The organism is Metallosphaera javensis (ex Hofmann et al. 2022) (assembly GCF_022064045.1).
In the GTDB taxonomy this organism is placed as follows: Archaea; Thermoproteota; Thermoprotei_A; order Sulfolobales; family Sulfolobaceae; genus Metallosphaera; species Metallosphaera javensis.
In genome coordinates, this window is the sequence record NZ_JAKNCW010000015.1 from 1 (window position 1) to 18,867 (window position 18,867).

At 45.4% G+C, this 18,867-nt stretch carries 19 protein-coding genes; 13 read left to right on the forward strand and 6 right to left on the reverse strand.

The features are described from left to right. The first annotated feature begins 110 nt into the window (after positions 1 to 110). Genes L3N51_RS09285 through L3N51_RS09300 form a run of 4 tightly spaced genes read left to right on the forward strand, consistent with a single transcriptional unit; the run spans position 111 to position 4,628 of the window. Positions 111 to 1,208 carry an MFS transporter gene (locus L3N51_RS09285; protein WP_238026874.1) on the forward strand — a complete coding sequence of 366 codons (1,098 nt, stop codon included), beginning with the start codon at positions 111 to 113 and terminating at the stop codon, positions 1,206 to 1,208. Between the two features lie 55 nt (positions 1,209 to 1,263). Further along, a complete protein-coding gene (locus L3N51_RS09290) occupies positions 1,264 to 1,770 on the forward strand; it encodes a hypothetical protein (protein ID WP_238026875.1) in 507 nt (168 codons plus the stop codon). A 4-nt stretch (positions 1,771 to 1,774) separates the two neighbouring features. Further along, positions 1,775 to 3,112: an ATP-binding protein gene (locus tag L3N51_RS09295; protein ID WP_238026876.1), complete on the forward strand. Its 1,338-nt coding sequence runs from the start codon at positions 1,775 to 1,777 to the stop codon at positions 3,110 to 3,112. A 31-nt stretch (positions 3,113 to 3,143) separates the two neighbouring features. Further along, positions 3,144 to 4,628 carry a protein kinase domain-containing protein gene (locus L3N51_RS09300; RefSeq protein ID WP_238026877.1) on the forward strand — a complete coding sequence of 495 codons (1,485 nt, stop codon included), beginning with the start codon at positions 3,144 to 3,146 and terminating at the stop codon, positions 4,626 to 4,628. Here L3N51_RS09300 and L3N51_RS09305 read toward each other — a convergent pair. The 3 genes from L3N51_RS09305 to L3N51_RS09315 all read right to left on the reverse strand — a co-directional run bounded on the left by L3N51_RS09305 (position 4,625) and on the right by L3N51_RS09315 (position 6,982). Continuing rightward, positions 4,625 to 4,999, reverse strand: coding sequence for a PIN domain-containing protein (locus tag L3N51_RS09305; protein ID WP_342765759.1), 375 nt, complete (start codon positions 4,997 to 4,999; stop codon positions 4,625 to 4,627). The genes L3N51_RS09300 and L3N51_RS09305 overlap by 4 nt on opposite strands. Before the next feature lie 101 nt (positions 5,000 to 5,100). Continuing rightward, positions 5,101 to 5,343: an AbrB/MazE/SpoVT family DNA-binding domain-containing protein gene (locus L3N51_RS09310; protein ID WP_238026879.1), complete on the reverse strand. Its 243-nt coding sequence runs from the start codon at positions 5,341 to 5,343 to the stop codon at positions 5,101 to 5,103. Between the two features lie 265 nt (positions 5,344 to 5,608). Next, positions 5,609 to 6,982, reverse strand: a complete 1,374-nt coding sequence (locus L3N51_RS09315; RefSeq protein WP_238026880.1) for an MFS transporter — start codon at positions 6,980 to 6,982, stop codon at positions 5,609 to 5,611. A 324-nt stretch (positions 6,983 to 7,306) separates the two neighbouring features. Between L3N51_RS09315 and L3N51_RS09320 the strand changes: the two genes are divergently transcribed. Genes L3N51_RS09320 through L3N51_RS09335 form a run of 4 tightly spaced genes read left to right on the forward strand, consistent with a single transcriptional unit; the run spans position 7,307 to position 10,018 of the window. After that, on the forward strand, positions 7,307 to 7,867 hold the full coding sequence (locus tag L3N51_RS09320; protein ID WP_238026881.1) for a hypothetical protein: 561 nt from the start codon (positions 7,307 to 7,309) through the stop codon (positions 7,865 to 7,867). Between the two features lie 53 nt (positions 7,868 to 7,920). Further along, the gene (locus L3N51_RS09325) at positions 7,921 to 8,316 is read left to right on the forward strand and encodes a PadR family transcriptional regulator (RefSeq protein WP_238026882.1); all 396 of its coding nucleotides are present in this window, start codon (positions 7,921 to 7,923) and stop codon (positions 8,314 to 8,316) included. Continuing rightward, the gene (locus L3N51_RS09330; protein WP_238026883.1) at positions 8,313 to 9,230 is read left to right on the forward strand and encodes an ABC transporter ATP-binding protein; all 918 of its coding nucleotides are present in this window, start codon (positions 8,313 to 8,315) and stop codon (positions 9,228 to 9,230) included. Before L3N51_RS09325 ends, L3N51_RS09330 begins: the two co-directional genes overlap by 4 nt. Continuing rightward, positions 9,218 to 10,018 (forward strand): ABC transporter permease, encoded by an 801-nt coding sequence (locus tag L3N51_RS09335; protein ID WP_238026933.1) that lies wholly within the window; start codon positions 9,218 to 9,220, stop codon positions 10,016 to 10,018. Before L3N51_RS09330 ends, L3N51_RS09335 begins: the two co-directional genes overlap by 13 nt. 116 nt (positions 10,019 to 10,134) lie before the next feature. On the opposite strand, the gene L3N51_RS09340 is transcribed toward L3N51_RS09335, so the two are convergent. After that, on the reverse strand, positions 10,135 to 10,635 hold the full coding sequence (locus L3N51_RS09340) for a hypothetical protein (protein WP_238026884.1): 501 nt from the start codon (positions 10,633 to 10,635) through the stop codon (positions 10,135 to 10,137). Between the two features lie 754 nt (positions 10,636 to 11,389). Here L3N51_RS09340 and L3N51_RS09345 point away from each other — a divergent pair. The 3 genes from L3N51_RS09345 (at position 11,390) to L3N51_RS09355 (ending at position 12,681) form a co-directional block, all read left to right on the forward strand. Beyond that, positions 11,390 to 11,614 (forward strand): type II toxin-antitoxin system CcdA family antitoxin, encoded by a 225-nt coding sequence (locus tag L3N51_RS09345; protein WP_238026885.1) that lies wholly within the window; start codon positions 11,390 to 11,392, stop codon positions 11,612 to 11,614. Beyond that, on the forward strand, positions 11,604 to 12,005 hold the full coding sequence (locus L3N51_RS09350; RefSeq protein WP_238026886.1) for a type II toxin-antitoxin system VapC family toxin: 402 nt from the start codon (positions 11,604 to 11,606) through the stop codon (positions 12,003 to 12,005). The genes L3N51_RS09345 and L3N51_RS09350 overlap by 11 nt, the downstream gene beginning before the upstream one ends. A 319-nt stretch (positions 12,006 to 12,324) precedes the next feature. Continuing rightward, positions 12,325 to 12,681 carry a DUF488 domain-containing protein gene (locus tag L3N51_RS09355; protein ID WP_238026887.1) on the forward strand — a complete coding sequence of 119 codons (357 nt, stop codon included), beginning with the start codon at positions 12,325 to 12,327 and terminating at the stop codon, positions 12,679 to 12,681. 19 nt (positions 12,682 to 12,700) lie between these two features. Here the strand turns inward: L3N51_RS09355 and L3N51_RS09360 are convergent, their stop codons facing one another. Beyond that, the gene (locus L3N51_RS09360) at positions 12,701 to 14,179 is read right to left on the reverse strand and encodes an ammonium transporter (RefSeq protein ID WP_238026888.1); all 1,479 of its coding nucleotides are present in this window, start codon (positions 14,177 to 14,179) and stop codon (positions 12,701 to 12,703) included. Between the two features lie 353 nt (positions 14,180 to 14,532). Then, positions 14,533 to 16,128, reverse strand: a complete 1,596-nt coding sequence (locus L3N51_RS09365) for an APC family permease (protein WP_238026889.1) — start codon at positions 16,126 to 16,128, stop codon at positions 14,533 to 14,535. A gap of 331 nt (positions 16,129 to 16,459) precedes the next feature. On the opposite strand from L3N51_RS09365, the gene L3N51_RS09370 reads away from it, so the two are divergent. Both L3N51_RS09370 and L3N51_RS09375 read left to right on the forward strand, forming a co-directional pair. Next, positions 16,460 to 17,593 (forward strand): arginine deiminase family protein, encoded by a 1,134-nt coding sequence (locus L3N51_RS09370; RefSeq protein WP_238026890.1) that lies wholly within the window; start codon positions 16,460 to 16,462, stop codon positions 17,591 to 17,593. Positions 17,594 to 17,871: 278 nt separating this feature from the next. Then, the gene (locus tag L3N51_RS09375; RefSeq protein WP_238026891.1) at positions 17,872 to 18,852 is read left to right on the forward strand and encodes a metallophosphoesterase family protein; all 981 of its coding nucleotides are present in this window, start codon (positions 17,872 to 17,874) and stop codon (positions 18,850 to 18,852) included. Positions 18,853 to 18,867 lie beyond the last annotated feature (15 nt).

The window sequence follows — 18,867 nt, forward strand, 5'->3', positions numbered from 1 at the left end:
CCAGTCTAAAATAAAGCTCTAGTGATTTTTTCATAAACTGAATTTGGGGAGTACCGTTCAGGGCGGGGTAGCTCACCAAACTTATTTCCTCGCCATCTCTTTATATCATTATGTTGAAGGCTATCATCTCTCTCCTTTTGATCTTTCTCCTTGCTGCTCTCTCCGTTTACTCAATCAGTTTCGTATTACCTTCCATCTCCTCCGTCTATGGTCAGGGAGTCTATTTCACGGTTCCCTTGAGCTGGATAGGTGGATCCATAGGAGGAGTCGCACTGTCTATTTTAGCAGATAGATGGAGCAGGAAATTTTCCCTTCTAGTTTCCATTGCACTGTTCACGTTCCCTCTTTTACTGAACGTCCTTGTAAGGAACCTGTCACTACTTTACGCCATCTGGTTTCTCATTGGGTTTGGGGTTAACGGAGAAAACGGTATCAGTTATGCATATGCAGCAGAGCTCTCCCCTCCCAGGTACAGGGGATTTGTGGGGAGTATCATGCAAGGGTTATACTTCATGGGAGGCCTCCTGGGTCTGATATGGGCATTCCTTTTCACAAACCTAGACACCTATTTTCTAACATTGGGGCTAGCTTCGTTACTCTCATTTGTACTCTGGTTTCTGATCCCCGAATCCAAGTGGAAAAGTAGATCCAGTACTGGCAGGATTAACGTTCTCAGGATAGTGATTCTGGGTTCCCTGTTTGCCATAGGATCTTTTCTCTTTGTGGTACCTCTGGTCTCACTCTCTTTCACCCTACTGTCTTCCCTCAAGCTTAACGCCTTCCTGGTGCTCTCCATCGCGTTGCTGGTTGGCATGATAGCCTTTACTCTGGCTGGCAGAATCTCTGACAGGATAGGAAGGAAGAGGACCACTTTTCTCTTCATAGGGATATCAATTCTTTTCTCCCTGGCAATATTGCTCACCCTCAATTCTACTCTACTGAGTATATCCCTCATCATGCTCATGGTGGGATCCTCCTTCTTTGCCTACTTTGGAATCTGGATGAGCGAAATCTTCCCTCCCGAAATTAGGGCCACAGGAACCAACGTGGTGTTTTTCCTTGGTAGGCTCGTGGGAGGAGGATTCGGGGTCAGTCTAGTTCTATTGATGCCCTTTGGACTGAAGGATGACTTGGGAATATCGTTATTGGTCTCGTCAATTCTGGTGCTGGGTTCTGTTCTTGGATTACCTGAGACCGTCAAGAAATAGTGCTCACAACCCCTCAGGTAGTAATACCACGTACCCCGGTATTTAAGATATTTCCGTGAAGCTATCTATCATGCTTCAGGACAGTGACGTGCTCAAGGAGATTCAGAGGCTTTACGACGGCAAACCGGTTACATTATCCAAGTTGAAGAAGAAATTTCAGGAGGATCAACTTCACGAGGTCCTTAAGAGGCTTGAAGATCAGGGAAGGATTAGATCGGTCCAGATAAAGGGAGGTAAGGGATATGAGCCTTCTCTGGACAAACTGGACCTGGTACTCCTGGAGATCTCCAGCCTGAGGGATGAGGTCAGGAAACTTCACGAGTCCCTCTCTCAGAGAAGTAAGGCAAGGGCGGATTCCTTTGACGAGATCTATGAAAGGGTGAGGGACAACCTGGGTTACGCCCATCTGCAGGCAATTCGCGTGGAAATGGGCCTTGGAAAGGAAGAGTTTTACTCCGCACTCCGCGATCACATAGAGGACCATTATGATCTGATTGCAGGTGGAGAGGAGGGGTACGTGAGAAAGGGTTCCATTTACGGAATTGTGAAGAAGAAGAGGTAAGAACATGATTTGCAATGTACCAAAGGTCACTGTAACCACTTGGAACGCAAGGAACGTAGTCCTAGCCGGTCCCACCTACAGGAGATACCTAGAGAAGACCCTGCTCGCCCTTAAGAACAAGGATGTAGCCACAGTGATAGGGCAACCTGGAATGGGGAAGACCACCATTCTCAGAAAGACCCAGGAGGAAGCACAGGGCTTCACCTTCTTCCTCGATCTGGCAAGTAAGGCGGAGATTGAGGATGAGTTCTGGGGAAAGGTTGACCAATTCAGGGTCAGGGAACTGGTCCTACCCGCTCTCAGGAGCAAGGGTAGTAAACTGGGTTACGGTTTCCTCAAGAGATTGATGAGCGTAAAATTTGAGGATTGGTTACTCAAGGTCTGCAACAAGTACGACGATCTTCACCTCAGGTTGTTCTGCCTAAACTACACGAAGGATTTCGACGGAATGCTGAGATTCCTCATGGACCTCAAGACCCTCACTGAGGTGAATCTTCTCGTGGATGAGGTTAGGGATTCCCACATTCCCAAGATTCACAGGCTTATAAACGCTGGCCTTGGCATTCCCGTGATAATGGCCATTCCCACGGACTCGTACAGCAGGGTCACAGACCTGGCTGTGAGGAGAAGGCTGGACGAAAGCAGGGTCTCCCTTGATACCGTCTTAACTCAGGATGATATAAAGGAGATAATAGATGCTTATTGTCACCCCCTCGCAGAGGATCTTTTCCCCATCATCTATTCCCTGTGGAGTGGAGGAGAGCTAAACACGGTTAGCTCCATGTTACAGTACATGAAGTCGCAGGTAGAGAACTTTGAGAGGGAGTGCGGGGAGAACCTGGAGTGCCTCAAGGAGAGGTTGAGGAGTTCCCATTCCCTGAAGAACCCTGAAGAGGACTCCAGGGAGATGGAGAAGTTACTGAGGGAGATCCTATCCGCGGAAGGTAAAGAGATGGGTATCACTTACGTTCATCCCAGGGGGAAGAGGGTTGAGGCCAACGGAAAGTTCATGGTGGTGGGGATATTTTTCATAAAGGATGGGCAGGCAGTGCTGGGTCAGGTTAAGCTCATGAACGATGACAGGGAAAGCGATGATGAGGTTAATCTACTCTCTGAGGTGAGGACAGTGGAGCACGAGAAAAAGGAGTATACGGTGGGAAGTAAGTTCGTGTTAACCAACTCAGGGAGATTAAGGGTATCTGACTCCATAACCAAGATAGAGATCTCCACCTTTGAGGCCGTACGTATATTGAGGGGCGACACGGAAATACTCAGGGAGGTTCTTAGGCCCCTTCACGATCTTAACGAAGTGAGGAATACGACGGTGGAGAGCACGGCATAAGGCTAAATTTAACTTGGTCCAACTTTATCACGTGCTGATATCAAGGATCGGCTGGACCCCAAGGAAAGTTGGGAACCTTTATGACGTCACCATTCACATCTCGTTTTCAGAGAGGTTTCTGTTCGCGGAGGTGCCAGTCGACGTAGATCGGTTCATGGTTACATGGGATGGAAAGCTGGTCTCATGTCTACCCACAGGTTCCCGTGGAAATTATATCTGCAAGTTAAGCTCGCCTAAGGGCATCCATAAACTGGTTGTGACGGCGAGCTATAGGGGGATACCAGTCGTAAAGACCGAGGAAGTACCTCTTGTGGACTTTGACGTTTCTCTAGTTCAGGAGAAAAATTATCTCCTGATTCAGGTTTTAGGTTATTCTAAGGAACCAGATATGATCAATGTGAAGGTGGATGGTAACCCCCTTGTACCATCGCACATAGGTCCAGGAGAGTATAGGGTTGATCTAACTCGTGGGGGAGTGGCTGAAGTTGAGGTATGCATCTCAGGGATCTGCAAGAGATCAGTTATGAATGTGGATTTGACCCTATCCCTGGACCGCTGGGATCCAGAAGTGTGGGTTGGAAGGGATCTCTACGGGTACAGGGTGGAGGGTGTTCTGGGTGAGGGAGGATTCAGTTATGTCCTGAAGGCCTCCTCCCCTGGAGGTATTGTTGCGTTAAAGGTGCCAAAGCTAGTGCAGTCCCCTTCCGGTGGTCTCACCAGAAATGTAATCAGCGTTTTGGATAACCTGTTCAAGGAGCAGAGCGCCCTCCTTGACCTCAGCGACTCACCTTACCTTGTTAAGCTTGTGGGAGTCCACTTGGATAGGGATACCTTGAGAAAAGCTCTGATTGAGCCCAGGTACTACCTGGAATACCCTCCCATGATAGTCATGGAGTACATGGCAGGTGGATCAGTGGGTAAACTGGTTAGAGACGACGCGCTATTTTACTCGGACTCCTGGAAGAGGGTTGTGTTCCTCATAATTTCTAGGATCTCCAGCGGTTTGATCAAGATCCACGAAAAGGGTTACGTTCACTGCGACGTGAAACCGACAAACGTTCTTCTGGATAGGGAACCGCCTCCCACCGCGGGTGAAATCTACGAGAGGATGAGGAGAAGGGAGGTTAACCCCAAGCTGGCCGACCTCGGTTCTGCGGTGAAAGCTGGAGGGATTCCTCCCGGTATCACCCTGGAGTACTCCTCTCTGGAGCAGTTAGCCTCCACCAGGCAGGGAGGGATTGATCCAAGGGACGACATATATTCCCTGGGAGCTATGGCATATTTCCTGTTAACGAGGAGGTACCTAAATGATCCCATGATCCCCTCCATGGAGAGAATGCTTCAGGGAGAGAAGATAGATAGGTCAATATACAGGCTAAGGGACTATGCTCCTCTTGAAACTGTCGGGCTGGACTCCGCGGTGGTGAGATTCCTCAAGGATATGACGGCCGAACAGAGGAGTAGCAGACCAACCGCACTGGCGGTTTTTAATTTCTTTACGTCTATTTTGAACTAGCTGGGAAGATTATGTATTATCACGTTTTTGTCATCTAGCTTCTCCAGTTCTAAGTCAAGAGTCAGGAACTTCATACCAAGAGATAGGGCAGTGTAATAGAGTACAAGGTCAATTGCGTCGTTATGCCTATCACGGCTTTTCCACGCTTTATGGAAAGCACTTAAGGGTGTTCTTGCCCTTCTAAAAGACCTGAGGCTAATGAGCCCCTCCCTAACCCTCCTAGGGTTGACCTTCATTCCTGTCCTGCTAAGCTTCTTGAGTACCCATAGGGATTCCAGGAGTGAGAGCTCAGAGTAGAAAATCTCGGGGGAAGATATCCTTTCCAGCAACTTCCTAGTTCTCCTAACTTCAACCCCCAGGATGGGCAGGATAAAGCTGGGGCTACATCATGTTGTTGTGCATTTAAGGAGTCTTTAACCTGGAACTACATAACAAACTGAGCAGGCTCTAAAGCTGACGTCCAGCAGTATTCTTATTTCCTTTCAACTCTGGACTGTTCCTCAGTGCTGATCCTTTCCACATCTTCATGGGTGATGGTGGCAAATTTCTCGCCGTGAAGTGCTAGCCATACGGGGTCCCTGATGGGTTTAAGAACTATTTGATCCCCCTTAACCCTGAGAATGAACTTCGATCCCTCCTTTAACTCCAGTTCCTCAACTATTCCCTTCGGAATCCTGATCGTACACTTTTTCCCCAATCTAACTTCAGTCTTCATGATTAATTATTAGTCAGACTCAATTAAAGTTTCTATTAGGATTGGGCTCGTTACCAACTCAAAAGCCAACTCAAGAAGAATTTACCGGTCCTGTAAATTATTACCCTTTCCTTGTGTGTAGGGTTATTGTAATTAAGGGCCTGTAGGGTTCTACGAATACCAAATCGAAAGAGAACTGGACACGTCACTTGACAGAGACTTCACACGCTACCCTTTCCTAAATGAGAAGCCGGCATTGGGGAAAAAGTGAAGTTTCAGGGAGTCCTCACGAACTTATCACTACTTCGTTTGAGGACTCCTCTAAAGGCTTTCCCTTGGTTTCGGGTATTGCTACGAATGTGATCACTGCTGCTACTGCCGCTATGGTAGCTAGAAAGTACACAGCGAACGACTCTCCGTAGTGCTGGAAAAGCGAGGGGAACACAAACGAGGTCAATGTTGCCCCTATTCTTCCTCCCGCCACCGTGAGAGACTGAACTAGCCCTCTCACCTTGGTTGGGGCCAGCTCCACACCAAGTATACCTGATGCAGAAACGGATCCGGGTCCTGCTTGAGATCCCAGGTTCTGCAGTCCATACAGGAAGAAGGCTAACACAGGGGAGAACGTTGCTCCAGCATAACTCTTGTAGAAGGCAAAGGACACCAGCGATATAGCCATCACCACGAATCCTATAACCTGCAAGGGTTTCCTCCCAACCCTATCAATTAGGGAGAGCGCTATAATTCCCCCTGGTACGGTGAATCCTCCCTCAATCAAAAGCTGAAACACTCCCGAGTTTATTCCCAAACTGTTCGCAATTATGCTAGGACCGAACAGTATTCCCGAATAGGCAACAATGTCAAACAGGAACCATAGGATAATGGCCGAGATGAAAAGACCCAGATTTCTCTTGATGTACTGAGTGAAGCTGGTCTCATCCTTTATCTTAGAACTCAGGTTAACTTCAGTTCCCGTAACTTCCCTTATAACGTCCTTAACCCCCTCCACATCTCCCTTTATTCTACCCAGGAACCTGGCTGTTTCCGGAATTTTCCTTCTCAGGTAGATTACTGACGCGGAGGGTATGGCTCCAGCAGCCAGCACGATTCTCCAGATAAGGGATGGTGGAACTCCAGCTGCCTGAAGAGCAAGATACAGGATTGCAGCCGTTGTAGCTCCAAATCCCCAGAACAGACCGAATCCCAGGGCAATTATCTTACCCCTATCCTTCGCGTTGGCATGTTCAGCCATGATCATGGGTGATAAAACATAATCGGCACCTACGCCCAAGCCCAGGAGAAACCTTACAATAATGAGCTGTGTTGGATCGGTCACGAAGGCCTGCAGGAGGGCACCCAAGGTCATGAGGCCCACATCTATTCCGTAAAACTTCTTCCTACCCTGGTTAGAAAGGATGCCAAATATTATGGCTCCCACGGCAGCACCGGCGAGAGCCGATCCCGAGATCCCAGCGGTGATGGATACGTAGTCAGGACTCTTGGATGTTACCCCGAACTCTGATAAAACTAGCAGGAGAACAATACCTATTGAGGATAGGTCGTACCCATCCGTGAAAACTCCCATCCCGGTGGTTATTAGCGACTTGAAGTGAAAAAAGGAAAGTTTCTTTTCGTCTAGAGGCTTGAATAAATCTTTCATGATAGCGCTTGGACTCTATACTATTTTTAGAATTATGTATATAATCAATATATAACTTCATATTCCTCATAGTTCTATATAGTCTATTTAGTTTTGAATGTCCGTAAAATCCGCCCTATGACGAACGTGGTTCTCGGTACATCGGCCATTGGTTTAGATTGAACTATGTGGAAAATATCTTTGAACTTGCCTCAGGTAAGGTGCAGTCCCAACTGGAAAATAATTGACACCGCAACTCCGACCTTGGGGTGAAGAACAATGATCTTACAGAGCACCACGATGCAATTGGATCAGTTTTTTATTCTTCACCATGAATCTCGGCCCATGAATCTTGGGCTCATAATCTCAATCATCTTCATCGTCATAGATATTCTGATATCCCTGTGGAATAGCTACAACGCCGGACAGACCTATAGGGCCAGGAGAACCCTTGGTGCAATTTTCTACTTCTTTGGAGGTTTCCTCCCAATGGGTTACATGGTCCTCCTTACCCTGACCCTGATCCTGGGCTATCTGGGTTATCTATCCTTCTCCACCTTCACCTTCCTCTTCTCTTTCAGCTTCCTCTTTTTTGGCCTCACGTTCATAATCTGGGGAATCATCGCCACCGTAACCTCAGCCATGGCCTTCTCAAGAACCCATAGCTGGACCTCTGGTTTCATCACCATTTACGATGCTGTGGCCACTGTTTTCGACGCGTGGGAGTACGTCTCTGGATTCTTCTCAGCTTGGAAGAGCGTAAGGAGATCCATTGATAGCAGCGACTTTTCAGTGGTGGACGTTATTGCAATTGCCGCACTGGCCCTAGCTATAGGTTTCCTGATCACTTACGTAGCCTTCAAGGAGGGCATGAAGAACTCGCGGATTGTCAGGACATGGTATTGAGGCCTGAGGAGTCTAAATAAGGGTTAATATTTCCGATATCAATATTGATATCTATGACTGGCCAGTGGCACAGAAGGAGAGGTCTTGCTAACCTGATTCTCACTCTCCTGGAGTCCCGGGGCGAGATGACGGGAGCCCAGATAATGAGGGAAATAGAGAGGGTGACCCAGGGTATCTGGAGGCCGTCTCCTGGCGCGGTTTATCCCGCCCTCGATAAGATGGAGAGCGAGGGTCTCATAGCCGTTACCAGGAACGAGAAATCGCAGAGGTATTATGCAATTACGGAGAGGGGCAGGAGATTGCTCTCTCCCCAGGGCAGTCTGGAGGTTGCCCTGGGTGATCTGGAATACAACGTGAGATATCTCCTAGATAACAGGGATCTGTTGACCCCCGATCTTAAGGAGAGGCTAGTTAAGATACTCGAGGAGATGGAGGCGATTCTGAAGTGATTGAAGTGGATAAAATCTCCAAGACATTTCGCGTTAAGGGCAAGGAAATTCGTGCCCTGGACGAGATATCCTTTCAGGTGGGGAAGGGAGAAATCTGCGGGCTTGTGGGACACAATGGGGCAGGGAAAACCACGTTAATCAAGATACTTTCCACGCTAATAGTTCCGGATGCTGGAGAGGCGAGGGTGGAGAATCATGATGTGGTCAAGGAGGCCAACCTTGTCAGAAAACTGCTCGGAGTGATGACGGTGAGCGAGAGGGCCTTCTATTACAGGCTTACGGGAATGGAGAATCTCATGTTCTTCGCCTCCATTAGGGGTCTCTCACTAAGCGAGGCCAGATCCAGGGCCAAGGAGCTCCTTGAAATGGTTGGTCTCTTGGAGTGGAAGGATATTCCCTACATGAAGTATAGCACGGGGATGGCCAGAAAGCTTGCCCTCGCCAGGGCACTGATCACCGACCCTCCCGTGATCCTGATGGATGAACCCACCCTGGGAATGGATCCTATCTCGTCCAGGGAGTTTCGCAGGCTTGTGGAATCCCTGGGCAGGAACAGGACAGTGTTGATGACCTCGCATAATATGGTTGAAGTCGAGGATCTGGCCGACAGGGTGGTGATACTGAACAGGGGGAAATTGATAGCCAGCGGTTCACCACGGGAGCTGAAGGAGAGAGTGGGAACAATGAAGCTTGTCAGAACAAAGATGCCGGACTCTAGGTTGAGGAAGTATATTGTGAGCCTCTCAGATCAATATTTCATCCTGAGAGTTCCTGAGAACATGAATGTTGAGGGAGATGAGGTGAGCAGGGAACCTGCGACTCTTGAGGACGTCTTCGTTTCGCTCACCGACGAGGTCGATTCCACGACCAACAGATCCAGAGGGGGTGGAGGGTGGAGAAGATGGGCGTCCTGAGCAAGTTATACGCGTACATTTACCTGAGGGGCTTCAGGATCTGGAGCAGTTACAAGACGCAGATGGTGCTCAACGTCCTTTCGTGGATACTTCCCGTTTTCACTTACTACTTCGTTGGCACCTCTCTGGGTGGGGAGCTTGAGAGTTTCGGGATATCCAGTTATACAGCGTTTGTGGTGATAGGTCTCGCGTTTCAGGGATACGTTTCCTCCACCATAACCACCATAAGCCAGAGGCTCAGGAACGAACAGTTGTATGGGACAATAGAGTATTATGTACTGTCAGAGGGTGGGGTTCTCTCCTTCCTGATCTACTCGGCACTGTGGGGTTTCACCATCAACTCCGTGAATGCGGGAGTTATCCTGGGTATTGGGGAGTTACTTCACGTTGACTTCCACGTGAACGTCCTTTCTACCTTGATTGTGTTTGCGCTACTCCTCTCTTCAGCCCTTGGGCTTTCCATGATATCCGCTGGTTTCACAATGCTTGTGAAACAGGGGAACCCCATCTCCTTCTTCTTCTCCACGTTTACAACCCTGATGTCAGGGACGGTATTTCCAGTCACCGTGTTGCCCAGCTGGATAAAGGACATAAGCCTGGCAATTCCCCTGACCTGGGCGCTTGAGGGTCTCAGATTCACCATGCTGGAGGGTTATGGAATAGGAGGAGTACTGGGTATTGTGGAGGTACTTCTGTTATTCAACGCTGTTCTTTTACCTCTTGGAGGCGGGTTCTATCTCTACTCCTTCAACAGGTCTAGAAGGAAGGGAACTCTCAGTGAGTATTAGCCAGATTAAAATGCCGGTAATCAGGATTTTCCTTCCTCTTGATGTAAAATAAAGAGTACTCGTCAGCCGAATTTAAGGACCTTTTGATATCATCCGAGGGCATTAAGATACCACTGTTAGTAATTCAATAAATCTGCGTAATGATATACTACCGGAATTCCATCCATATTTCTGAACTCGCAAAGGTCTTTGGATAACCTCTCATTCACATCTCCCAATAGATACCCTACCAATCCTCCAAATACAGCCAAGAGCAGAACTACCTCGGGTTTCTTTGATGTTGATCCAACAGTCCCTCCAACTACACCATCTGCAACTGCACCCTCGGGTTCATATGTCACAGTCTCATACAACCTTACCACTTGCCAGGCTAACGATAGATCCCTGATCAGTTTAAAGATAAAGGGAAGAAAATCTTCGCATCTCTTTGTGTCCATCCCTTTTACAGGACTATCACGATTTAGTCTTAGTGATACAATAACGACGTTATCTTTGTCTATCAGTACAGGGTGCAGATCTAGATTGAAGACCTCCCTCGCAGATTTTTCAATTATGTCCTGAGTTACTACCAGGGGCTTGTTTACTTCAATATCTACTCTGAGATGCTTAATTGACATATAGTAAAAATAGTAAGCTATGTTTAATAATTTTGTGTCTCTTCATCCTGAGCGTTAATACTTTGTATATTTTTCCAGAGCCCAATTTTTACCTAAATTAGAGGATGAAAATTAATCAAAACTACTGATGCACATAGCATCTTCATTCTGGTGTATCAATGAAGATACGCCAAATTCTGCTAAGGCCAAGATTGACCTCACGCTCATGCACCTGAGCCCGAACCCAGCCCTTCTGCTTTTCATCACGATCGAGAAACCTTCAAGAACTCACAACTCCTATACTTCCTCTTCAGCTTCTTACCCCTCACCCCAGGCTGACCTCCCTCATCGCGAGCTTCTCTATCTCCTTAACATGTTCGTGGGCCAGTGCTTAGGAAACACGGGGAACACAACATGTAACCAGGAGAAGTTGTTACGGGTCCATCGTTGTTTGCTCATGATGGCATCATGTTCCCCTAAAGCATTACCAAAATGATAGATCAATTTTAATTGTCTCTTATAGATTAACTAATTATAATTTACAATGAAAACCTGAATGGCCCTGCAAGCTTGATAGAACTATTTTTTGCTTCTTAATCAAATAAGCCGAATTTTATGGGATGGGCACTCTCTCAACGTTTTTAGACTGACTCTGCAAGGACAAGAAAGTAAGCAGTAATGACAAAAGATTACTGCAATGCGGTCAACTGCTCCAATGATAAGCAGTGTTCAGGTATACGTAATTTTTATATACGCAAGTAACGTATATAAAATTGTGTCTGACGTAATTTCTGTTAGAGTCAAAAGACAGTTAAAGGAGAAAGCCGAGGAATTAGGAATAGATATAAGACAAGTGGTAGAAAAAGCCCTGGGAGAGGAAATAAAGAAAAGAGAAGAAGAGGAAATAAGGAAATCAGCAGAAATAATAGTGGAAAACATGAAGGAAGTTAAAATACAAGAGTGGATAAAACTCGTGAGAGAAACGAGAGATGAAAGATAAATATCTCTTCGATACTTCAGCGTTATATCCGTTTATTATGGAATTACTAAAGGGAAAAATAAGTTTCGACTTCCTTTCTAACATTTACATCTTGGATTTAACAGTTTATGAAATCGGTAATGTCTTATGGAAAGATAGTAAAATTAGCAATAAAATAAAAGACCCTGTAGAAACAATGGAAAATTTCCTAAATATAATAAAAAAATTCAATTTGATAAGCAAGATTGACTACGTTAAGGTATTAAAAATAGCAATTGAGAGGGACTTAACATTTTACGACAGCGCATACGTTTATGTAGCTGAAGAAAACAATCTCACTCTGATCACCTACGATGAGGAATTACTAGGAAAAACAAAAAACGCAAAGAAACTAGACGAAATCATAGGTTAGGCTTAATTCCGAGTCATTCAGGCTTCCATTAAGAATCGGAATTAGTTGATCTATATGATATAATCAAAATAGAGTCATCATTTTCAGTGATGCTTTAAGGAAAACAAGATGTTATACCAGGGGTTAACTCACAATACGAAATATACAACAAACCTTATGACCACAATGGTAGTGTTCTGTGTAAGCCCCAGTGATGTTATGAAGATATGTTGAACTCTGCGAGGCTTAATTATATCTTCCTCCTATGAAACTAAACAATCAGCTCGATTTTGGTATCCATGACTAATCTTTTTTAGCGTCTTAGGCATCACCATCTATCATGATAAAGATAAAAAGGGTTTACGATGAGGTGGAGAGGGACGACGGGATAAGGATCCTGGTGGACAGGCTGTGGCCCAGGGGCCTCAAGAAGGATTCTGTGAAGATTGATAAATGGTTTAAGGACGTTGCTCCCTCGGACAGCCTTAGAAAATGGTTCAATCACGAGCCGGATAAGTGGGAGGAGTTCAGGAGGAGATACCTTGAGGAGTTGAGAGGGAATCCCGCCACAAAAGAGCTAGTGGAAATTGCAAGAGATCACGACGTCACTCTCCTTTTCTCCGCCAGGGATAGGGAAAGAAACAATGCCGTGGTTCTCAGGGAGTTTCTGGAACAGGAGATAAAACAAAAGGAATGAAATTGTCCATAAAAAATGGTTAGTCTTTCTTTTCCTCCTTGTTCTCCTTGACTTCCTCCTTTATCTCCTCTCCCTTTCCCTCAACCACTGCCTCTGCATAGGCCCTCTCTCCGTGCATAGCGTAGTCTCCAACGTTGAGTTGTTCTGGAGGCGCCCTCAACGGTATGAAGAGCCCTATGGCCTTGAGCAGTCCGTATGTGACCGCGAAGTCATATACGAATACCACCAGTGCACCCAGTGCCTGTATCCCCACCTGTGCCACGTTTCCGTACAGTGCTCCAACGAGGGCCGGGTCAACGTATTTGGTCACGTTGGGATCAGCGAACACACCTGTAAGTATTCCGCCCACTATTCCAGCTATGCCGTGAGTGGAGAACACACCTAGACTGTCATCAACCCTCAGCTTGGGTTCCAGTTTGTACAGGGCAAGCCAGGGCAGAGAGCCGGAGGCTATACCTATTAACATGGAATAAACTCCGTTCACGTAGCCTGCCGCTGGCGTTATGGCCACCAACCCAGTTATTGCGCCCGAGGTTGCACCTATGAGGGATGGCTTACCAAAGAACTTCATGTCCATGAGCATCCAGGTTATGGCGCTTACAGCCGTGGCGATGTTGGTGTTGAGGACAGCAATTGCTGCGTCTATGGTGGATCCTCCAGGGTCACCGCCGTTGAATCCGTCCCATCCTAACCAGATCAATCCTGCACCAGCCAGTATGAGGGGTAAGCTGTGCGCCTCCAGCTTCCTCTCCGATGCCATCCTGGGACCTACGGCCAGCGCTGCCGCTAGGGCACCTACACCAGCGTCCACGTGGATTACGTATCCGCCAGAGAAGTCCACAGCACCCAGCTGGTTCAGCCAGCCTCCTGCGAAAAGCCAGTACGCAACCGGGCTGTAAACTAGGAGGGACCATAGGGGCACGAACACCATCCATGCCTTGAAGTTCATCCTCTCTAGAACTCCTCCTGCCAGAAGTACAGGAGTGATTGCAGCAAACACAAACTGGAAGAAGATGTACGTAGAGGTGGGGATATCCAGCGGAGTGTTTCCGGGACCGTAAATGGTCTGAGATCCCTCATAAAGCCCGGCAGTCGCGGGCGTCGGAGATCCTAGAATTCCGAAACCGTTAATCTCAAGGAGGGGCTTACCAAATCCGAAGTTGTAACCCGCTATCATCCACACCACTAGGACCGCAGCGAAGGCGTAGAAGACCATCATCGCGCTGTTTATGGAGTACTTCTTCTTGGATAAACCAGCATAATAAAGCGCAACACCTGGGACGCTTTGAAGTCCAACGAACGTGGCCGCAGTGAGCATCCACGCGTTGCTTCCTGTATCTAACCAGGAGGGAACTGCCACCGCAGGGTAATCTGCTGTATGGTTAGCCAAAGCTGCTACTGTTGAGTTCAACTGTTGTAAAGTGGAGTTTGTGGCTCCCAAAACACTTAAACTTAACAGGAGAGGAATTACGAGTATTCCGATCAGGATTTTTCTCATTTTTTTCTCGAGAGGGATCTTGATAAATAGCTAAAAAATATACTGACTATTCCTGATGAAAGCATTTTAAAAGTAAGATTAAGTTTTCGAAAACTTTCCATCTTTTCTTTAAGTCTGGGGACGTAATAACTAAATAGATATCAGGTTATTTCCTGACCTGAGTTAGTATAGTTTAAATATTATCTATTTTATAATGGTATTTCTCAATTTCTGTTATATCGTTGGTTTCCATTGCTTTAAGTTATATAACAGCTAAGAAAATAGGGTTTGAGCCAATGTCAATTCATGGCAGGAATTATGGTAATGTCGCGAGGCTACGGAAAAGTTAATAGAGGTTATTAAAAAATTCTTCATTATTCCGGTGGGATTTCTTGGAACGAGTATTTGATATCAATACCCTCTTTTCTCAATCTGTACCACCTCATTACGAAATAAATGATAATCCCAGCAATGAAAGGAGATGCGACTATTGACCAAGTAAGTGGATTCATGGTTATTCCTAGGTAAATAGTAGAATTTCCAAACCAATAGAAACCGTATATGCTCATTACCACCAGGTCGGCAATGGATATCCCTAGTATCACAGTCCTGTTCCCCTTGAGTTCCAGCCCGTTTCTCCTAATCAACGCCACAATGGACGCTAGGATAACCACAATGAAACCGAACAGCAAGGCCATGGCGTCCGCCGTGTCCATACCATAAAAGAAGGCGGAACTGAGAGGCGTTACAGTAATTACGGTGAGGCTGCCTATGGTTATCGCCTCATCGATCAGGTGCGCGACTACAGGGGAGTGATATCTCTCGCTAACATATGAGACAACTGTTGGCAGAGCTTTGTCGAAGGCTACAGCCATGAAATATCTGGACACGAAGAGCGCAACAGCGAACATTATGGCAAGGTACCAGAAGTAGGACCCTATTACAAGTAAGAGATCCAGCGGTAAGTTTCTGAAACTCACAACTACATCAAATATGGGATTTAATAAGTTGGAATAATTTGTCCCCAAGACTCCTGCCCCTATAAAGAAGCTAGAGGTGAGGGTGCTAACGGAAGACGAAATGAAGAAAGTTATCAATAAACCTGCCACTACAAGTGCAGCGAGTACCCCTATTCTGAACGCCTTACTTCCCCCTCTGACCTCCCCAGCCACAGAAGTGGCTCCGTTGACAAAAGGAAGGAAGCTCGCTGTAAATACCATTAAACCAATTGTGGCTAAGACGGGATTGCTAAAGAGAGGTGTTGCAGAAGAGCTTGCTTTTACTATGGAGCTATAGTCATACCCAGCTGAGGTTATGGACGTGGGGGTAACGTAATGCATCAATATACCTGTTAAAACGAACGTTATGAGAGCAATAATTGTTATTCCTCCCATTATTTGATTTGTGTATTTGGGTAGGAAGATATTTATTGCAATTACGCCTGTGAACGTAACTGCTCCGATCGCGAGAATCATGAAGGGATCTCCTAGGGTTGTGGCTATTGAGGTGAAGGAACCTCCAAAATTTGTTCCTAGTGCGGAAAATCCAGTCTGTAGTTGACCAACACCATCATAAACTATGGCAGCGTCGAATATCATCTGAGATATGCCGAAGACTAAACCCGTTCCTACCCCAATTGCCGGATGCAATACTCTGCTCGCGAACACGTAATCTGCAGCTGTTCTCTGAAACTTTTCACTTATCTTAGTCCATAAATAACCGTGAGGGAGCAGAACTATCCAACTCAGTAGTGCACCGATTACCACAAGTCCGTTGGGGGAAACAGATAGGCCTGATAGGTAGGAAATTGGGAGAACGTAGAAGGCTATGAAGCCCATACTGATGAACATGGCGGTTAGCCAGTTTATCTCTCTGACTAACCCCGAGGATTCCCTGGCAAAAAGGGAACCCTTTGATATCTTTTGATCTTCTTTTCCACTCGCCATGAACTCAAATCTTGGTATCTGCATTATAAGGTCTTCTTAATTCATCATAAAAATTTTTTAGAAGTATAAATGAAAATATTAAAAATACTTAGTAGAGGTCTAATCAACGATAAATTGAATTAAAAAACTTTCAGTTATCCCGTTAGAATCTCCAGTCTTTGACCTCTAAAATGGAATCATTTTCTGACTTTTTAATCATGGATGATCCAAGTAATTTCATTTGATAGTTAATAGTTGTAGCTCTTCTTTTAGCAAATTATTTTTAAGGATCATTTTCTAGTTCCATCCTTAATATTGTATAATTTTTGGGAATCCGACAAGAATTAATTTAAACCATCTCACATCTGACCCAATAATGGTTCAAATCCAAGTTAAAGCCGAGTACAGTCCCTTGAGAAAGGTGGTTGTGGCAACTCCGGGTAACGAAAAGACTAGGTTAACACCTAAAACGCTATACGAACTTCAATACGCGGAGATCCCAGACCCCGTGGAGTTAAGGTTAGAACACGACGAGTTCGTGAAAAAGTTGAAGGAGAACGGGGCCGAGATTATCAACTTGAGAGAGGAGATCAGGAAGCTAAAAGTAGAGGAGTTAATGGACTTGGTGACAGCCTCGAGTGAATGCGAAATAGATGTAGAGTCCTTGGACAAGGAGCAGTTAAGCGATGTAGTAATTTCAGGGCTTACTGCCCTGGAGGCTAAGAGTTTAGAAGCTAAGGTCCTAGTTCCAGAAAATGAGGAGTTCTGCGTAAAGCCTCTGGTAAATATAATGTTTACCAGAGACCCAGGCATGGCTATAGGGCGAACATATGTGACTGGTAAGATGAGATGGGAATCCAGGAGGAGAGAGCCAGAAGTGTTTACCAAGATATTGAAACCAGAGTTTACACTGAGGACAGAAAAGGGCTACTTTGAGGGAGGAGACTTCTTTCCTCTGGACGGAAGACTGCTCATGGGATTTGGAACTAGAAGTAGCGGACTGGGATTAAGCTTTGTTATTCCTAAATTGAAGGAGATAGGAGAAATAGATGAGGCGATACTAGTGAAACTCGATACCCCAGAGCTTCATCCTAACAAGGGAATAGGACACTTAGATACAGTTATGGGAGTACCAGCTCAGGATGTTATAGTTTACTATAAGTCCCTCTTGGATAGATCGAAGGTTTACCTTTACAAGGGAAATGAGGTTGTTCGGGATAACAGGGTTCTCAGTGAAGTAATGAAAGATTTCCTTGGCAGGGACTTGAGAGTAGTAAATATAGGTAACGCTGAATATTATAGCGAAGAGAGGGAACATTGGCTCTTAGCAAGTAACATCATTGTTGTTGGAAAGAACAAGATTATAGCGTACGAGCATAATAGACTAACCAATAAGCTGATGGAAGAAGCCGGGATAGAGGTTGTGACATTCAAGGGAAATGAGATAATTAAGGAAGGAGGGGAAAGAAGCGGTCCAAGGTGTATGACTCTCCCGGTTCAAAAATACTGAGGACATGATCCAAGATTGAACTGACCTTCTACTGGTCAATAGGGCGATAACGGTTCGTGTATTTATCATGTTAATCTTTTTACTAACTGGGTATTTATCAAGTTTTTTAATAAAACTCTTAAGTTTCTGCAGACACCCGTACAACTACGAACTTTTTATTGTCTGTCGTGTTGCCAAGAAAACATTTTAATTTTTAGATAATCTTCCTGAGGTTACCATACTTTATTTTATAGATTTTTACAAACAAACCTTTTAATCTATTAAGAATTAAGCGATCCATGCCTCTATTTAGGAGAAAGGGAAATAATGAGAGCGTAGGTGAAAGGAAAAAGACGAAAGTTCTGTTCACGTCAGATCTTCACGGATCGGAAACAGCTTTCAGAAAATTCATTAACGCAGGGTTAATGCAAAAAGTAAGTTCACTCATAATAGGAGGAGATATAGCGGGCAAGTCCCTAGTTCCTATTATTGACAAGGGAAATGGCTACGTTCTAGTGGATGGAAAGGAGATCGCCAAGGGTTCTCTGGAGAACGTAATTGTTGATTTCAAAAGAAAAGGTATCTATTATACTATCTTGTCGAAAGAAGAATATGACGAACTTCTATCAAACAAAACTAAACTTGAGGAAATATTTAATGAAAAAATGAGGGAAAATCTTGAAACATGGATTAAAATCGCTGAGGAGAAGTTGAGAGGCAATAACATTCCAATTTTTGTAAATCTAGGTAATGACGATCCATCATTCCTTTTTGATATTATTGATCAGAGTGATATCTTGAGGAAGAGTGAGGGTAATATCATAGAGGTAGGAGGTCATGAAATGATCTCCTTTGGTTACGTGAATCCAACTCCATGGAAAACACCTAGGGAAATGTCTGAGGAAGAACTCATGATCAACCTAAGGAGGATGGCAGAGAAGATCTCCGAACCAGAGAAAGCCATATTCAATTTTCATGCTCCACCCTATAATACCTCCTTGGACAATGCACCCATGTTATCGCCTGATTTGAAACCGGTAGTCAAGGGAGGAGACGTGGTTATGACTCACGTAGGGTCTAAATCTGTACGAAAAATCATAGAGGAATTCCAACCTATGTTGGGGATCCATGGGCATATTCATGAGTCTAGAGCTTTCGATAAGATAGGTAAGACCGTCATAATCAATCCGGGAAGCGAATTTAATCAGGGAATTTTGCACTCAACACTAATTCTACTCGAAGACGGTAAAGTGAAGGGAAACCAGTTCATAATAGGATAGCTTCCTTTTGAACAG